17 protein-coding genes and 2 riboswitches are annotated in these 13968 nt (G+C 38.8%); of the genes, 15 read left to right on the forward strand and 2 right to left on the reverse strand.

Features of this window, described 5'->3' with window-relative positions:
- The first annotated feature begins 243 nt into the window (after window positions 1-243).
- A complete protein-coding gene (locus tag AC3G7N_RS19600; RefSeq protein ID WP_489423852.1) occupies window positions 244-1014 on the forward strand; it encodes a DUF3891 family protein in 771 nt (256 codons plus the stop codon).
- A gap of 180 nt (window positions 1015-1194) precedes the next feature.
- Here AC3G7N_RS19600 and AC3G7N_RS19605 read toward each other — a convergent pair whose 3' ends face one another.
- Window positions 1195-2337, reverse strand: coding sequence for a conserved virulence factor C family protein (locus AC3G7N_RS19605; RefSeq protein WP_489423853.1), 1143 nt, complete (start codon window positions 2335-2337; stop codon window positions 1195-1197).
- 176 nt (window positions 2338-2513) lie between these two features.
- Between AC3G7N_RS19605 and AC3G7N_RS19610 the strand changes: the two genes are divergently transcribed.
- The 11 genes from AC3G7N_RS19610 (at window position 2514) to tenA (ending at window position 10006) form a co-directional block, all read left to right on the forward strand.
- On the forward strand, window positions 2514-3332 hold the full coding sequence (locus AC3G7N_RS19610; protein ID WP_489423854.1) for a GNAT family N-acetyltransferase: 819 nt from the start codon (window positions 2514-2516) through the stop codon (window positions 3330-3332).
- 176 nt (window positions 3333-3508) lie between these two features.
- A complete protein-coding gene (locus AC3G7N_RS19615; RefSeq protein ID WP_489423867.1) occupies window positions 3509-4066 on the forward strand; it encodes a maltose acetyltransferase domain-containing protein in 558 nt (185 codons plus the stop codon).
- A 102-nt stretch (window positions 4067-4168) separates the two neighbouring features.
- Window positions 4169-4600 carry an NUDIX hydrolase gene (locus AC3G7N_RS19620; protein WP_489423855.1) on the forward strand — a complete coding sequence of 144 codons (432 nt, stop codon included), beginning with the start codon at window positions 4169-4171 and terminating at the stop codon, window positions 4598-4600.
- Complete coding sequence (locus tag AC3G7N_RS19625; RefSeq protein WP_489423856.1) at window positions 4601-5068, forward strand: GNAT family N-acetyltransferase; 468 nt, start codon at window positions 4601-4603, stop codon at window positions 5066-5068.
- A 55-nt stretch (window positions 5069-5123) separates the two neighbouring features.
- Window positions 5124-5585, forward strand: a complete 462-nt coding sequence (locus tag AC3G7N_RS19630; protein WP_489423857.1) for a GNAT family N-acetyltransferase — start codon at window positions 5124-5126, stop codon at window positions 5583-5585.
- A 15-nt stretch (window positions 5586-5600) separates the two neighbouring features.
- Window positions 5601-5975, forward strand: a complete 375-nt coding sequence (locus tag AC3G7N_RS19635; protein WP_489423858.1) for a VOC family protein — start codon at window positions 5601-5603, stop codon at window positions 5973-5975.
- A 69-nt stretch (window positions 5976-6044) separates the two neighbouring features.
- A riboswitch (TPP riboswitch) is annotated at window positions 6045-6146 on the forward strand.
- A 131-nt stretch (window positions 6147-6277) separates the two neighbouring features.
- Window positions 6278-7111: a bifunctional hydroxymethylpyrimidine kinase/phosphomethylpyrimidine kinase gene (gene thiD, locus AC3G7N_RS19640; RefSeq protein ID WP_489423859.1), complete on the forward strand. Its 834-nt coding sequence runs from the start codon at window positions 6278-6280 to the stop codon at window positions 7109-7111.
- On the forward strand, window positions 7108-7902 hold the full coding sequence (gene thiM / locus AC3G7N_RS19645; RefSeq protein ID WP_489423860.1) for a hydroxyethylthiazole kinase: 795 nt from the start codon (window positions 7108-7110) through the stop codon (window positions 7900-7902). Before thiD ends, thiM begins: the two co-directional genes overlap by 4 nt.
- A 5-nt stretch (window positions 7903-7907) precedes the next feature.
- On the forward strand, window positions 7908-8564 hold the full coding sequence (gene thiE, locus AC3G7N_RS19650) for a thiamine phosphate synthase (RefSeq protein ID WP_489423861.1): 657 nt from the start codon (window positions 7908-7910) through the stop codon (window positions 8562-8564).
- A gap of 40 nt (window positions 8565-8604) precedes the next feature.
- Window positions 8605-9093 carry an energy coupling factor transporter S component ThiW gene (thiW, locus tag AC3G7N_RS19655; RefSeq protein WP_489423862.1) on the forward strand — a complete coding sequence of 163 codons (489 nt, stop codon included), beginning with the start codon at window positions 8605-8607 and terminating at the stop codon, window positions 9091-9093.
- Window positions 9094-9154: 61 nt separating this feature from the next.
- Window positions 9155-9255, forward strand: a riboswitch (TPP riboswitch).
- Between the two features lie 64 nt (window positions 9256-9319).
- Window positions 9320-10006, forward strand: coding sequence for a thiaminase II (tenA, locus tag AC3G7N_RS19660; RefSeq protein ID WP_489423863.1), 687 nt, complete (start codon window positions 9320-9322; stop codon window positions 10004-10006).
- 71 nt (window positions 10007-10077) lie between these two features.
- Here tenA and AC3G7N_RS19665 read toward each other — a convergent pair whose 3' ends face one another.
- Window positions 10078-10260 (reverse strand): hypothetical protein, encoded by a 183-nt coding sequence (locus AC3G7N_RS19665; RefSeq protein ID WP_489423864.1) that lies wholly within the window; start codon window positions 10258-10260, stop codon window positions 10078-10080.
- Here AC3G7N_RS19665 and AC3G7N_RS19670 point away from each other — a divergent pair.
- The 3 genes from AC3G7N_RS19670 to AC3G7N_RS19680 all read left to right on the forward strand — a co-directional run bounded on the left by AC3G7N_RS19670 (window position 10249) and on the right by AC3G7N_RS19680 (window position 13837).
- The gene (locus AC3G7N_RS19670) at window positions 10249-11661 is read left to right on the forward strand and encodes a LysM peptidoglycan-binding domain-containing protein (protein ID WP_489423865.1); all 1413 of its coding nucleotides are present in this window, start codon (window positions 10249-10251) and stop codon (window positions 11659-11661) included. The two genes, AC3G7N_RS19665 and AC3G7N_RS19670, sit on opposite strands and share 12 nt — an antisense overlap.
- A gap of 307 nt (window positions 11662-11968) precedes the next feature.
- Window positions 11969-13162 carry a class I SAM-dependent rRNA methyltransferase gene (locus AC3G7N_RS19675; protein WP_489423866.1) on the forward strand — a complete coding sequence of 398 codons (1194 nt, stop codon included), beginning with the start codon at window positions 11969-11971 and terminating at the stop codon, window positions 13160-13162.
- Between the two features lie 9 nt (window positions 13163-13171).
- Window positions 13172-13837 (forward strand): HAD family hydrolase, encoded by a 666-nt coding sequence (locus tag AC3G7N_RS19680; protein ID WP_489423868.1) that lies wholly within the window; start codon window positions 13172-13174, stop codon window positions 13835-13837.
- The last annotated feature ends 131 nt before the right edge of the window (window positions 13838-13968 follow it).

Below are 13968 nucleotides of genomic sequence, written 5' to 3' on the forward strand. Positions count from 1 at the left end.
TTCCGGAACGGTTGTCCAACCACCAAACATAGCAGTTACGTCGCATTTTATATCAACTTCGGCGGTATGAGCAATAAACTATACGAAAACAGCCTTGTGATAAAAACCATCATTAAGAGATTCGTCTTAAACTTGCCTGAGGCTGACCACTAAGGAAAGCTCCTATGAATAATTACCTTCGAAACAATCTGCACTGGATTATTTCGAAGGTGCCTGCGCTATTCTAATTTAGAGGAGGATTTGATGATAATACGTGAACGCACGGATGATATCGTTATAATTACACAAGATGACCACGCACGGATTTCAGGCGTCTTTGCCGCGAAATGGAAAAATTCTTTTTTAAAAAATAATAGTATCCGAGAGTCGGTAGAACAGGCGATAGCGGAGCATGATAGAGGCTGGATTCCAGTGGATAAGACACCTTTTTGGAATGACCAAACTGGATTGCCGTATTCATTTATGGACTTGCCAACTGAACCTAAACTCGTTTTCTACAAGAATGGAATCAATGAAGTAGAAGAGATGGATTCTTATGCAAGTCTTTTGTGTAGTCACCATTATTATCGTTTTACAGCGGATGATTTTGGAGAAGAATCGCAACGGTTTTTACGGAATGAACTGGACCGCCAGAATAGAATCAAACAAATAATAGGTTTTGATGAAGAAGCTTTCCAGTTTCATTACGACATACTGAATTTTTGTGATAACTTGTCATTGTATGTTTGTTTAAACGAACCAGGTGTATCAAAGGAAGATGGGCATTATTTTTATAGAGAAGGGGTGCCTATTCCTTCCACATTTTCATTTTTTGATGGTGATCACATAGATATTCAATGGAAGGACACTCAAACTATAGTCTTATCTGAATCTCCCTTTGAGGAACCTGTTACAGTTAAACTAAATCAAAAAGTAGTACCAAAAGAACATATAGCTGAAGAAGGTATTTTGTCAGCATATGAAAATACTCCTGAAGAAAGCGTTCATGTAAGGATACGAGCTAAAATAGATTAAATTTTATTGGAGAATAGCCAATTTAATGGTATACTTAATTCTTGCGATGAGCTGATTTGCATAAGACGAAAAATAAGGCAGTACATGTGAATGTGAACACATGATTTTTCGCCGCAAATACAGAAAAGGCGCCTATACATTTGTATAGGCGTCTTTTCTCCTTTAGGTCTGGCATTTTCGTTATTTCTGTTTTGTTGCTTCGGTCATCTGATGCCAGATAGATCCTTTTGCCTTTTCCCCGTCTTCAATACGTGCTAGCGCCATCTTTGCTTGCATACGTACTTCAAACTCCGGGTCATCAATCGCTTGTTGCAATGCAGGAATAGCAGTTTCATCACCAATTTCATATAAAAACATTGCCCCACGCCAACGTACAATACGGCTTTTATCAGATAGGGTAGCAATCATTTCTGGAATAGCCTCTTGAAACCCAAGGTCTGATAAACAATCACCAGCAGTGCGTCTGACGTTTACGGCTTTATCTTTTAATGCTTTATATAAATATGGTAGTACCTCTGGTTCCTCAATCATCCCGAGATATGCAGTAGCAAGACGACGGATCGATGCTTTTTCATCACTTATTGCTTTATCCAAGACGGGTAAGTCTTCCACAGTTGGATCCATTCGGTCAAGTGCGGCATAACGTTCTTTCCAGTTTGGAGTGTCTAGCATGTCAAGTGTAACTTTTTTCTTTTGTGTCAATGTTGACTGCGAATTGGATTCATCATTCGACAGAGCCGTTTTAACTAATGCTTCAAGTCTTTCTTGGCCATAGCTTGCTGAAAGCTCTTCGACTACATCTTTTCCAATTTCAGTTATATCCCCATAGCGCGTGCTTTGTTCTACCCATTTTCTTTCCATCAACATATTGGTGGTGGCAACTGACGCCTTCATTGTTGCTTCCATAAATCTTTCGTGGAGTCCGAAACGCTGCTCATCGTCACCATCTTGGAGTTTTACCTGGACAGGGATACCTCGAAACTGTTGAACAAATACCTTGATTTCGCCAAAGTGCTCATCCGCTTGGGGTTGTCCGTTTGTTTCGGGTTCTGTTACTTCTTCAGTAGAGCCTAAGACATTCCGTACCTCAGGAAGAATATCCTCCCATGCATCTCTTGCATTTCGTTCAAGGGCTATAAAGTCAATAACTTGATAGATGCCTTTTACGCCTTTTATCGCAAATAGTTCCTTGATATAATCAGGAGCACTACCTAGATTATCTTCAAGCTTATAATTTCGTGTTTGTCCATCTGGTAAGTGCTCATCCACGTTAATTTTCATCGAATGTGGACTTGGTGTTGGTTCAATTGAGACTATTTTCATTTCAAATTCTCCTCTATTACTTACTACGACCGATTTTACCAAAGAAGATTGCTGTTATCCATTTATCGAATTTCATTTGTAATTTATTGCTTTCATTTAAAGGAATTCACTAAGCCTGTGGAGAAATTAAATAGGGTTAGCAAAATACAAACCGAAAAATTAAAAGGAGTTACATCATGTTGAACGAACAACAATTAACCGATATTAAACGGCTACAAGATATATGTGAAAAAGAGGAGAGCATTCAACTCAAACTAAATTGGGAGATGTTAAAGGCAAGAAAAGAAAAGGAGAAGATGGATTTTTTTCATTATAATAATAATGACTTGTTTGGTTTCATAGCTATCTATCGATTTGGCAATGAATATGAAATTTGTGGAATGGTCCATCCCTATAAAAGAGGATGTGGCATATTTACGACCTTATTTCAGGAAGCAATAAAAGAGATCCCAAGTAATGCAAAAAGAATTTTAGTCAATGCTCCGGCTAAGTCAAAGTCGGCTAAGCGCTGTTTGCAAACCCTTCCTGCAGAATATGCTTTCTCGGAGTACCAAATGAAATGGAAGTTGAAAAAGTTAGAAGTTAGCGATGATCCTCTTCAATTAAGGAAGGCTACTTCAGCTGATTTGGAAGCGGAAATTAAGTTGGATGTGGCATGTTTTGGTTTGGAAGAAGCCGGTGCGCGTGAATTTAATCAGGGTAATGCGGAAAATGATAAGAAAACTTCCTATATGATCGATGTAAATGGGGAAACAGTTGGTAAAATAGGTATCATGCGTGATGATAAGGAAATCTATATTCATGGGTTCGCTGTTTTTCCAGCATTTCAAGGAAAAGGCTATGGGAGAATTGCTTTGATCCAAACAGTTCTTACTGAGCAAGCATCGGGAAAAGACATTCTATTAGAAGTGGCTACTGAAAACAAACATGCACTTAAGCTATACGAAGACTGCGGTTTTCATTCTTATGAGGTGCAGGATTATTATCAGACTTAATAATAGAATGGTTAAAATGAATGGGGGATAAAGTGAAAGAATATTATATAATAAAAGTCTAATCCGACTGGCACTTATGATTATGAAAGTTGCTAGCTTATTCGCTAGATGTCATCCGTAATCACGATGATTTTACGGGAATTATAGCAAAGTGATAGCAAAAGGAGATGGTTATGATTAAAACTGAAAAACAAAAGATGGTAGCCGGGGAAATGTATAATCCATTTGTTTCCGAACTAATAGAAGGGCGCAATCGTGCGCGTCGGTTAACCCGATTATTTAATCAATCACTGGAAACGGAGAATTTGAAACGAACAGAACTTTTAAAAGAACTTTTTGGTTCCTGCTCTGAAAATATATTTATCGAACCTAGTTTTCGTTGTGACTATGGCTATAACATTCATGTTGGTGAAAACTTTTATGCTAACTTTGATTGTGTCATTCTAGATGCTTGCAAGGTACAGATAGGAAAAAACTGTGCAATCGCCCCAGGTGTACATATTTATACAGCGACACATCCTATTAATCCAGTGGAAAGGGTTAGTGGTATCGAATATGGAAAGCCTGTCACTATTGGAGATAGTGTATGGATTGGCGGGAAATCTGTTATAAACCCAGGAGTGACAATAGGAAACAATGTCGTTGTAGCTTCGGGATCCATCGTTACCAGAGATGTTCCGGATAATGTTGTGGTGGGTGGGAATCCTGCGAAATTAATTAAGCATATTAATTGAATGGACATGAGAGGTCGGTATTGAAGATAAGCATCTTACGGAAGAAGATGGAAATGTGAAACGAAGATTTTGGTTAGAAAATAGATAAGGGGGTTTGTAAAGTTGAGACGAGTAGATGTTGCTTATTCACTTATCCATGATGAAGTGGAAAATAAAGTATTAATGGTGAAAAACAATAAATATAATAACTGGTCGTTGCCTGGAGGAGCTGTTGAAGCAGGCGAAACTTTGGAGCAAGCTGCTGTCCGGGAAGCGAAAGAGGAAACAGGATTAACGGTAGAAGTTAACGATATCGTTTCAGTGAATGAAGCTTTTATGACGAAAGATGATCACCATGCCTTATTTATTACCTATAAGGCAAAAATTGTTGGTGGGGAACTTGCAATTCAAGATACCGATACCAGTGTTGGTATTTCAGAAGTGAAGTGGGTAGATTTGAATACAGCAGCTGAATTAATGCCATATCATAAGAATGGCGTGAAGGTCTTGTTGGCATCATCGATTCCATATGTGTTTCAAGGGGTGAGGAATTAAATGCTATTTAAGTTTTCAATCATGACTCAAGAACAAGCGGAGGAAATTGCATATAGCTGGCATTATGGTGGTGAATATTCTTTTTATGATATACAAGCAGATGCGGAAGATTTTCTGGAGTTCATTGATCCGGAACAACGTAGTGAATCGACGTTTGTTGTGCAGGACGGGAATAAAGTAATTGGCTTTTTCAGCTTTCATAAAACAGATTCAACCACTGTGGACATTGGGTTAGGAATGAGGCCTGACTTAACAGGGGATGGTAATGGGTTAGACTTTTTAGAGGAAGGCCTTGCTTTAGCTAAAACAAAGTATAACCCAGATAAAATCACACTATCCGTAGCCACCTTTAATCAAAGAGCAATAAAGGTTTATAAGCAAGCTGGTTTTGTAGAAGTAGAAACTTTTATGCAGGAAACGAATGGTAGTAGGTTTGAATTTGTAAAGATGGAGCTGCAAGTCAGATAGGTAATGAATGTTGGTCACGATAAAGTGAATAAAAAAGAAGGTAGGGTATGTTTTTTTGGAATTAAAACGGTTTGAAGAAAATATGATTAATGAGGTTGTTACTTTATTTAGAGGAACGATCTTAACAATAAATAGAAAAGATTATTCAACGGAACAGGTCAAGGTATGGGCTAATAACTCCCAGCCACTTGATGAATGGGTAGATCGCTTAGAAAAAACCACTACATATGTTGCAATTATCAATGGTGGAATAGTAGGTTTTGGCAACCTGACTGAGGATGGTTGGATTGATTTGCTGTATGTACATAAAGACCATCAAGCAGAAGGTATTGGTTCAGAGATTATTACACGGCTCGAATTTGACGCGAAGCAGCATCACATTAATCGTTTATCGACTGACGCAAGCATTACAGCGAAACCCTTTTTTCTTTCTCGAAGTTATCATGTACTTGCGACGCAAACAAAAATAGTAGATGGGTTTAGCTTTATCAATTATAAAATGGTCAAAACTATTTAACAGGAGGATTACCCTATGCACAATCCTATTAAAAGCAAGATCAACACGATTTTTGTTCATGTCAGTGATTTAGCTAGATCGGTAGAATGGTATGCGAGATTGCTGGGAGAAGCTTATGAACCATCAGAAGTTTCGAAGCCGGTCTTTAATCTGAAAATTAACCACCATACAGGTTTAACATTGGATGCTGGACCAAAGGGTGAGAAGAAAATAATTAATCCTTCTCCATATCCACTGTTTAATTTTCACACAGATAATATCCATGATTCCTATCAATTTGCGAAAAACCTTGGTTATCAAATTGATTCAGTTATCGTTGAATTTGATGACTTTTCTTTTTTTACCTTAAAGGATCCTGATGACCATACTATCATGATTTGTACCGGATAACAGAAATAGTCCATTTATCGAATTGACAAAAAAAGGTATACGTGTTTAAGTAAGGTTATAACTTAATAGAAAGTCCACTAGGGGTGCCATTTTGGCTGAGATAAGGAAATTCTTAATCCCTTTGAACCTGATCTAGTTCATACTAGCGTAGGAAAGTGGAGGTCGGTTGTATCAAAGACAACTTTGTATAAATACAAACCACTCCAATTTCTGGGGTGGTTTTTTGTTTAAAAAATACTCCGCATCAGATTCTTCACTGCCCCTATTGGATGTTCAATTCTGAATGAAAGGGGCTCTTCTCTATGAAACATTCTATTCCAACCGTACTTACCATTGCAGGCACCGATCCAACAGGAGGTGCTGGGATACAGGCTGATTTAAAAGCTTTTCAGGAGCGTGAGGTTTATGGGATGAGTGTTGTGACATCGATTGTAGCACAAAATACGATTGGCGTTCAGGATGTAGAGCACTTACCCACTAATTTTATCCAGAAACAAATCAAAAGTGTGTTAGCGGATATCTCACCAGATGTAGTCAAAACAGGAATGATTGCCACTTCAGAGATGATGGTGGTTATAGCAGAGGCAATTGAGAAGCACTCGATCCCCTATGTGATTGACCCTGTAATGGTTGCAAAAAGTGGTGACCATCTGATGGACGTCAATTCGAAACAAACAATGATTGAACGGCTATTACCACTTGCAACAGTTGCTACGCCAAATGTACCAGAGGCAGAAGTGTTACTCTCTGAATCTATCAAGTCCGTAGCAGATGCTGAAGATGCAGCGCGGCGTATTGTTCATGAGCTTGGTGCGAATGCGGCGGTTGTGAAGGGTGGTCATCATTTTAGCGAAGAAGCGGTTGATGTTTTATATGACGGTGCTGACATACACAGGTTTCCCACTGCGCGAATAGATACCAAACATACACATGGAACAGGGTGTACGTATTCCGCGGTCATCGCGGCTGAACTCGCAAAAGGGAATTCTGTTTATGATGCAGTGAAGACAGCGAAATTATTTATCACAGATGCTATTCGCTTTAGCTTAAAACTTGGAAAAGGAAATGGTCCAACAAACCATTGGGGTCATCGTTTACAAGGATTGCCAGAAAGGAATAGGAGGATTTTTCAATGAACTATCTTACACAGATCAAAAATCAAAAACCGCTAATTCATAATATCACGAACACGGTTGTTGCTAATTTTTCAGCGAATGGATTATTGGCGTTAGGCGCTTCACCTGCTATGGCAAATGCCCCTGAAGAAGCGGCTGAAATGGCATCACATGCGGATGCGCTCGTATTAAATATTGGCACATGTACACAAGATCAGGTTAATGCGATGATTTTTGCAGGAAAAGCGGCCAATAAAAAAGGCATACCAGTTAGTTTAGATCCAGTAGCAATTGGTGCGACATCTTTTCGTACGAGTGCAATCAAACAAATTTTATCCAAAGTTGATGTGTCAGTTATCCGTGGTAATGCTGGAGAAATAGCTTTACTAGCAGGGTTGGATGCCGAAATAAAAGGTGCTGATACCTTAGTAGATGAAATTGACCCTGAAGCAGCCACACATGTTGCTGGAAAATATAAGGCGGTAGTTGTTGCAACAGGAAAAGTCGATACCATCACTGACGGGTATAAGTATACGCAATGCACAAACGGGGTAGCAATGCTTCCAAATGTTACAGGAACCGGGTGTTTATTAACGGCAATTGTTGGTGCATTTCTTAGTGTAAGTAGAGATTTCTATGATGCGTCTGTGCAAGCAGTGTGTAGTTATGGTGTAGCAGCAGAGTTAGCAATGGAGCACTGTAAGGGTCCGGGAACGTTTTTACCATCCTTATTGGATGAATTGTATACCTTAACTGAAGAAAAGGTTAAGGCAAAGGCAAGTCTTCGCGAGCTCACTTTAAAAGGAGAATAAAGCAGATGGTAGATAAAAAAAGTCTTCGCTTATATTTTATTATGGGTAGCACAAATACAATAGAGGATCCTGCATATGTTCTACAACAAGCAATTGATGGGGGTATTACAATTTTTCAGTATCGGGAAAAGGGGCTTGCCGCCAAAACGGGTGTTGAAAAGTATAAGTTAGGGATTGAACTTCGTAATATTTGTCTGAATAATAATGTTCCGTTCATTGTGAATGATGATATTGCCTTGGCCATTAAGCTTCATGCTGACGGTGTCCACATTGGTCAAAAAGATGAATCGTTGATTAACGTAAAAGAAAGACTTCCAAACTATATGTCTGTTGGTGTATCAGTGTCAACTGTCGAAGAAGCAGTCCTTGCCGAGCAACAAGGTGCTGATTATCTTGGAATTGGACCTATTTTCATAACATCTACCAAAGCGGATGCACTCGATCCAATAGGGATAAAAAGAGTAGTGGAAGTCAGTGAAAGAATAACTATTCCAATTGTAGCAATTGGTGGGATTAAAAGGGAAAATGCAGGGGATATCATGAAATCTGGAGCGTCGGGTATATCGATTATTTCAGCAATTAGTCAGGCGGGAAGTTGTAAAGAAGCGGCTTATGAATTAGAGGTAGCTACTAGATTAGCAGAGGTAAATAGTAAAAATTAAGGAGGTGGTTGGACTAGAAAATTCGAAAAGGAGGCTAATGATGTATCGCACAAGAGTTTTGACCACAATGGCAGTTTTTATCGCAATCGGCGTTATAGGATCGCAATTACTTTGGTTTCCGGCTGGGATCGCAAAAGCATACCCTGTCCAGCATGCGGTAAATGTGATGGCAGCGATAACACTGGGGCCTGGCCCAGCAGTAGTGATTGCGTTTATGACAGGGTTAATGCGTAACATGCTTGGACTTGGAACGTTACTCGCTTTTCCAGGTGGGATGATTGGTGCGTTTTTAGCTGGGTATTTGTATAAAAAATTTGGTCGTAAAATGCTAGCTGTAGTTGGCGAAGTAGTCGGAACGGGAATAATTGGATCGTTATTTTCAGTACCATATGCAAATCTACTAATGGGCAGTTCACTTGGTGCCTTTGTCTTTTTGCCATCATTTTTAGTGAGCAGTATTTCAGGAGCGATTATCGGTTACTTAGTTGTGATTCGTGTTAAACAAGCAAGTCCATTACAAAACATATAGTAATTAGTGCGTGTTCAAAAAGTCGCCATTTATCATTTGGTGACTTTTTGAACATCCTATTAGGAACTACTAGGGGTGCAACATGCTGAGATAAGGATTGACCTTTATCCCTTTGAACCTGATCTGGTTAATACCAGCGAAGGGAAGTAGTGAGGACGGACTCCTCTATTTATCTACTTTGATTCTTCTAGTTAGCTTCCAAACAAATTCAGGGGAGGCAAATTCAATGACATTTACTGAAACATTACGCAAGGAAAACCAAGATGTATACGAGGCAATTTTTAATCACTCTTTTGTGCAGGGCATTGGCAAAGGTAGTGTTCCAAAAGAAGCGCTGGCTCATTATATAAAGGCAGATTATGAATATCTGAATGCATTTATGTATATTTATGGGATAGCAATATCAAAAGCAACTACTCGCGAAAATATTAGTTTTTTTAATAATCAAATTGACTTTGTGTTGAATAGTGAAATTCATCCACACAATAATTTTTGCGAACAAATCGGTGTTGGATACGCGGAACTACAGGGATACCCATTACCACCAACAGCCGATCATTATGTGAAACATATGATGTACCATGCGCATATGGGAAGCCTGGGTGAAGTCATAGCAGCGCTTTTGCCATGTCCGTGGACATATTTAGAAATTGGACAGGAATTAATGAAAACGTATCAGCCCGATGAAGATCATCCATTTTATCCATGGATCTCATTTTATGCTGATGAGCAGGTAGCGACTATTACCATGGAAATGCGTAACATGTTAGATCATTTAGCTGCTGTGGCAAGCCCAACCGAACAGGAAAAAATGAAAATGGCATTTCGTAAAAGCTGTCAATTAGAGTTGTCCTTCTGGGAAATGGCATTTACCAGCGAAGTATGGCCGGTTGGAGATTATATGAAAGTATGAGTTTAATAGAGAATTTCGTGAGATGTCTTCCTACAAAGAGGGCATCTTTTTTTTTGAGCATAGTTAGTACATTAGGTTGTAATTCCATCAAGCCCTAAATCAATGCCACCGAAAGATCGATAGTGGCGGGTAGTGACTCTAGCATTATGAACCATAAATTCCCCCCTCTCCCCACCCATTTTTAACAAAATAGGCTCTTCTTGAATATCATGACAGATAGAATGGAAATTGGAGGAGAGTAAATGGAAATACATGTAGTGCAACGTGGAGAAACTTTGTGGAGAATAGCACAGCGATATGGTAACGATATTAATCAAATAATATTAGTCAATCAGCTGGATAACCCTGATGTGCTCGTTGTCGGGCAGTCACTGGTCATTCCAAATCCAAATCAAGAATATGTAGTTACACCAGGTGATACTTTATGGGCAATTGCACAAAGGTATGGTGTAACCGTTAATGAGCTTGCTCAGGCTAACAATATTACGAATCCAACACTCATTTACGTTGGTGAATTGCTTGAGATTCCATATTCCATCCATGTCGTCCAAGTGGGTGAATTTTTGTGGGGAATCGCTCAACAATATGGTGTGCCTGTAAATCAAATCATTGATGCAAATAATATAACAAATTCATCATACATCTATCCAGGCCAGCGTTTAAGAATACCGTCTACAATTAAACCTATAATTGAAGTGAATTCATATATAACACAAACGAATGAGCAGGCAAGACGGGAGGTATTAGCATTAGGCAGTAATTTTACGTATATTTCCCCGTTCATGTATAGTGTGCAAGCCGATGGAACGATTACTGAAATGCAGGAGGCTGCTGTACTAGAAGCAGCAAGAGCGACTAATGTAGCGCCACTCCTTGTTTTAACCAACTTTACAGGTGGGGAGTTTAGTTCGGATCTAGCAGCAACAATTCTAAGAAATCCTCAGTTACAAGAAACCTTAATTACCAACATTTTGGAAAAAATAAGAGCGAAAGGCTATACCGGCATAAATATTGACTTTGAATATGTCTACCCAGAAGATCGGGAGAATTATAATAATTTCCTGCGGCGACTTGTTGCCCGTTTTCATCCGGAGGGGCTAATTGTTTCCACAGCATTAGCACCAAAGGAGAGCGCGGAACAAGAAGGGTTGCTATATGAAGCACACGACTATGCTGCTCATGGGGAGATTGTTGATTTTGTAGTTGTTATGACTTACGAGTGGGGATGGGCTGGAGGAGAACCGTGGGCTATTGCACCAATTAACGAAGTTCGTGACGTGTTGGATTTTGCAGTAACAGTTATTCCCCGTGATAAAATTATGATGGGAGTCCCATTGTACGGAAGAGATTGGGAAATTCCCTGGCAGGAAGGAACTACTGCTCGAACCATTAGTCCAAAAGCAGCGGTTCAACTAGCAGCTGAGTATGGTGTGGAGATCCAATATAATGAGACCTATCAAGCACCATTTTTTCAATATGTAGATGAAAATGGTCAGGAACACGAAGTTTGGTTTGAAGATGCCAGAAGTGTGCAGGCCAAATACGATACAGTAAAGGACTATAACTTAAGGGGTGTTAGTTATTGGGTATTAGGTCAACCGTTCCCAGAAAACTGGGCTGTTTTGGGAGATAACTTTACTATTAGGAAGTTGTAGAGAAATAAAATTGGGATTGATGCTGTAACACAATTGATTAGTGAACATATTTTTAATGATTATGTTCAGTGTGTATTGTTAATTCCTTATACGGACGGAACTAAATTTACTAGTAGAATGTAAAATCGCTGATGCTGAAAAATTTGAGCAATGTGTAAGTAATACAATAAAGGATTTTTAATTTATAACACTAGAATATGAAGCTATGGCTAAGGAAACACTTGGTTTAGAAGCGGAATAAACCAATGTATTTTGCCATTTCACTTTAGCATGCGATAATAAGGGAAACAGTTGATAGGATGAAAATATGACAACAGTAATTGAATTAAACGTTAAGTCTAACTATATAGCAGAGTATAAAAAAGGCTATCCTTTGATTAGTAAGGACACCATTATGAACCCAAGTGCGCTCAAAGAAGAGGGAAGCGTTGTTCATCTGGTAGATCAAAACCACCAATTTATCGCAAAAGGCTACTATGGAAAGCAGAATAAAGGTTTAGGTTGGGTGTTGACGCACAACAAAGCTGAAGCGATTGATTTTCCATTTCTTAAGTCAAGATTAGAAGTTGCACTCAATGCTAGACAATCTTTCTATAAAAATATCGAAACTACTGCATTTCGTTTATTTAATGGTGAAGGCGACGGTGTTGGCGGTTTTACCATTGACTATTTCGCTGGTTATTATTTGATTAATTGGTATAGTGCGGGCATTTATACATTCAAAGATGAAGTGACCCGTGCCATTGATGAGCTTTGCGATTACAAAGCTATATATGAAAAGAAACGTTTTGATACGAAGGGCCAATATATTGACGATGATGATTTTGTAAAAGGGACACGTGGTGAATTTCCAATTATCGTGAAGGAAAACGGGATGAACTATGCGGTATATTTGAATGATGGTGCAATGGTTGGAATTTTTCTAGATCAAAGGCAGGTAAGAAAAGCGATCCGGGATAAGTATTCCAAAGGGAAGAATGTGTTGAACACCTTTTCGTATACAGGTGCCTTTTCCGTAGCAGCAGTACTAGGTGGAGCATTAAAAACATCCAATGTAGATCTTGCAAAACGTAGCAAAAATAAGACAATTGAGCAATTTAGTGTTAATGGAATCGATTACGAACAGCAGGATATTAAGGTAATGGATGTCTTTGAGTATTTTAAATATGCGAAGCGGAAAGAATTGAAATTCGATCTAGTTATCCTTGATCCACCTAGCTTTGCCCGCTCAAAAAAACACACGTTTAGTACGGCTAAGGACTATCCAGCGCTTATCAAAGATACCATTGCTATTACTGAAAAAAATGGCGTCATTGTTGCATCGACTAATAATGCGTCATTCGGCATGCGAAAGTTCAAAGGATTTATTGATAAAGCATTTAAAGAAACGAGCACGAACTATAAAGTTCTAGAGGAATTCTCTTTGCCGTCCGATTTTAAAACACTTTCAAGCTTCCCACAAGGTAACTATTTGAAGGTATTGATTGTGGAGAAGAGGTAGGTGCAAGCAATGGTTATGGCCGTTCTTTTTGATTTAGACGGAACGTTGTTAGACCGTGATGAATCTGTTAAGCATTTCATACGTATGCAATATGAGCGGATGAAGCATAATTTAAATCACATTTCAAAAGATGCATATACTACAAGATTTATGGAATTAGATAACCGGGGGTATGTTTGGAAGGATAAAGTCTATCAGCAAATGGTGCAGGAATTTAATATAATGCCAACATGGGAAAGCCTTTTAGATGATTATGTGAATGAGTTTAAGCATAGCTGTATAGCCTTTCCGAATCTTATCTGGATGCTGGAAGAGTTGAAAGCTAACTCCATTTACTTAGGGATGATTACAAATGGTAAAGGTCAATTTCAAATAAACAATATAAAAGCTCTTGGTATTGAAAAGTATTTTGATACTATCCTTGTATCTGAATGGGAAGGTATCAAAAAGCCTGAACCGTTAATTTTTCAAAAGGCTTTAAAAAAACTGAATGTCCATTCGGATGAAAGTATCTTTGTAGGCGATCACCCTGAAAATGACATCCTTGCTGCCCGCAATATAGGAATGGATACTATATGGAAAAAAGATAATTATTGGCGGTATGCAGATACCGACTATATGATTGACGATTTGAGTGAAATACCAGCCATTATTCTGGAAAGAAGAAGGCGCTAATCAAAATTGATGGTTAGCGTTTTTTTGTTAGTAAAGAAAGTATAAACGAAAGTCTGTCTAGCTCCAGCGCCTAGATACTCGAGACATAAGCAGTTCGCTTCCGCGCGAGGAAACCCATCCACACTGCACCG

This window comes from Virgibacillus carmonensis, assembly GCF_057836705.1.

What these genes read in the sequence shown, in the direction of transcription:
- AC3G7N_RS19600 (WP_489423852.1), top strand. Translation starts at nt 244, where the DNA reads ATGATAATACGTGAACGCACGGATGATATCGTTATAATTACACAAGAT.
- AC3G7N_RS19605 (WP_489423853.1), bottom strand. Translation starts at nt 2,337, where the DNA reads ATGAAAATAGTCTCAATTGAACCAACACCAAGTCCACATTCGATGAAA.
- AC3G7N_RS19610 (WP_489423854.1), top strand. Translation starts at nt 2,514, where the DNA reads ATGTTGAACGAACAACAATTAACCGATATTAAACGGCTACAAGATATA.
- AC3G7N_RS19625 (WP_489423856.1), top strand. Translation starts at nt 4,601, where the DNA reads ATGCTATTTAAGTTTTCAATCATGACTCAAGAACAAGCGGAGGAAATT.
- AC3G7N_RS19635 (WP_489423858.1), top strand. Translation starts at nt 5,601, where the DNA reads ATGCACAATCCTATTAAAAGCAAGATCAACACGATTTTTGTTCATGTC.
- thiD (WP_489423859.1), top strand. Translation starts at nt 6,278, where the DNA reads ATGAAACATTCTATTCCAACCGTACTTACCATTGCAGGCACCGATCCA.
- thiM (WP_489423860.1), top strand. Translation starts at nt 7,108, where the DNA reads ATGAACTATCTTACACAGATCAAAAATCAAAAACCGCTAATTCATAAT.
- thiE (WP_489423861.1), top strand. Translation starts at nt 7,908, where the DNA reads ATGGTAGATAAAAAAAGTCTTCGCTTATATTTTATTATGGGTAGCACA.
- thiW (WP_489423862.1), top strand. Translation starts at nt 8,605, where the DNA reads ATGTATCGCACAAGAGTTTTGACCACAATGGCAGTTTTTATCGCAATC.
- tenA (WP_489423863.1), top strand. Translation starts at nt 9,320, where the DNA reads ATGACATTTACTGAAACATTACGCAAGGAAAACCAAGATGTATACGAG.
- AC3G7N_RS19670 (WP_489423865.1), top strand. Translation starts at nt 10,249, where the DNA reads ATGGAAATACATGTAGTGCAACGTGGAGAAACTTTGTGGAGAATAGCA.
- AC3G7N_RS19665 (WP_489423864.1), bottom strand. Translation starts at nt 10,260, where the DNA reads ATGTATTTCCATTTACTCTCCTCCAATTTCCATTCTATCTGTCATGAT.
- AC3G7N_RS19675 (WP_489423866.1), top strand. Translation starts at nt 11,969, where the DNA reads ATGACAACAGTAATTGAATTAAACGTTAAGTCTAACTATATAGCAGAG.
- AC3G7N_RS19680 (WP_489423868.1), top strand. Translation starts at nt 13,172, where the DNA reads ATGGTTATGGCCGTTCTTTTTGATTTAGACGGAACGTTGTTAGACCGT.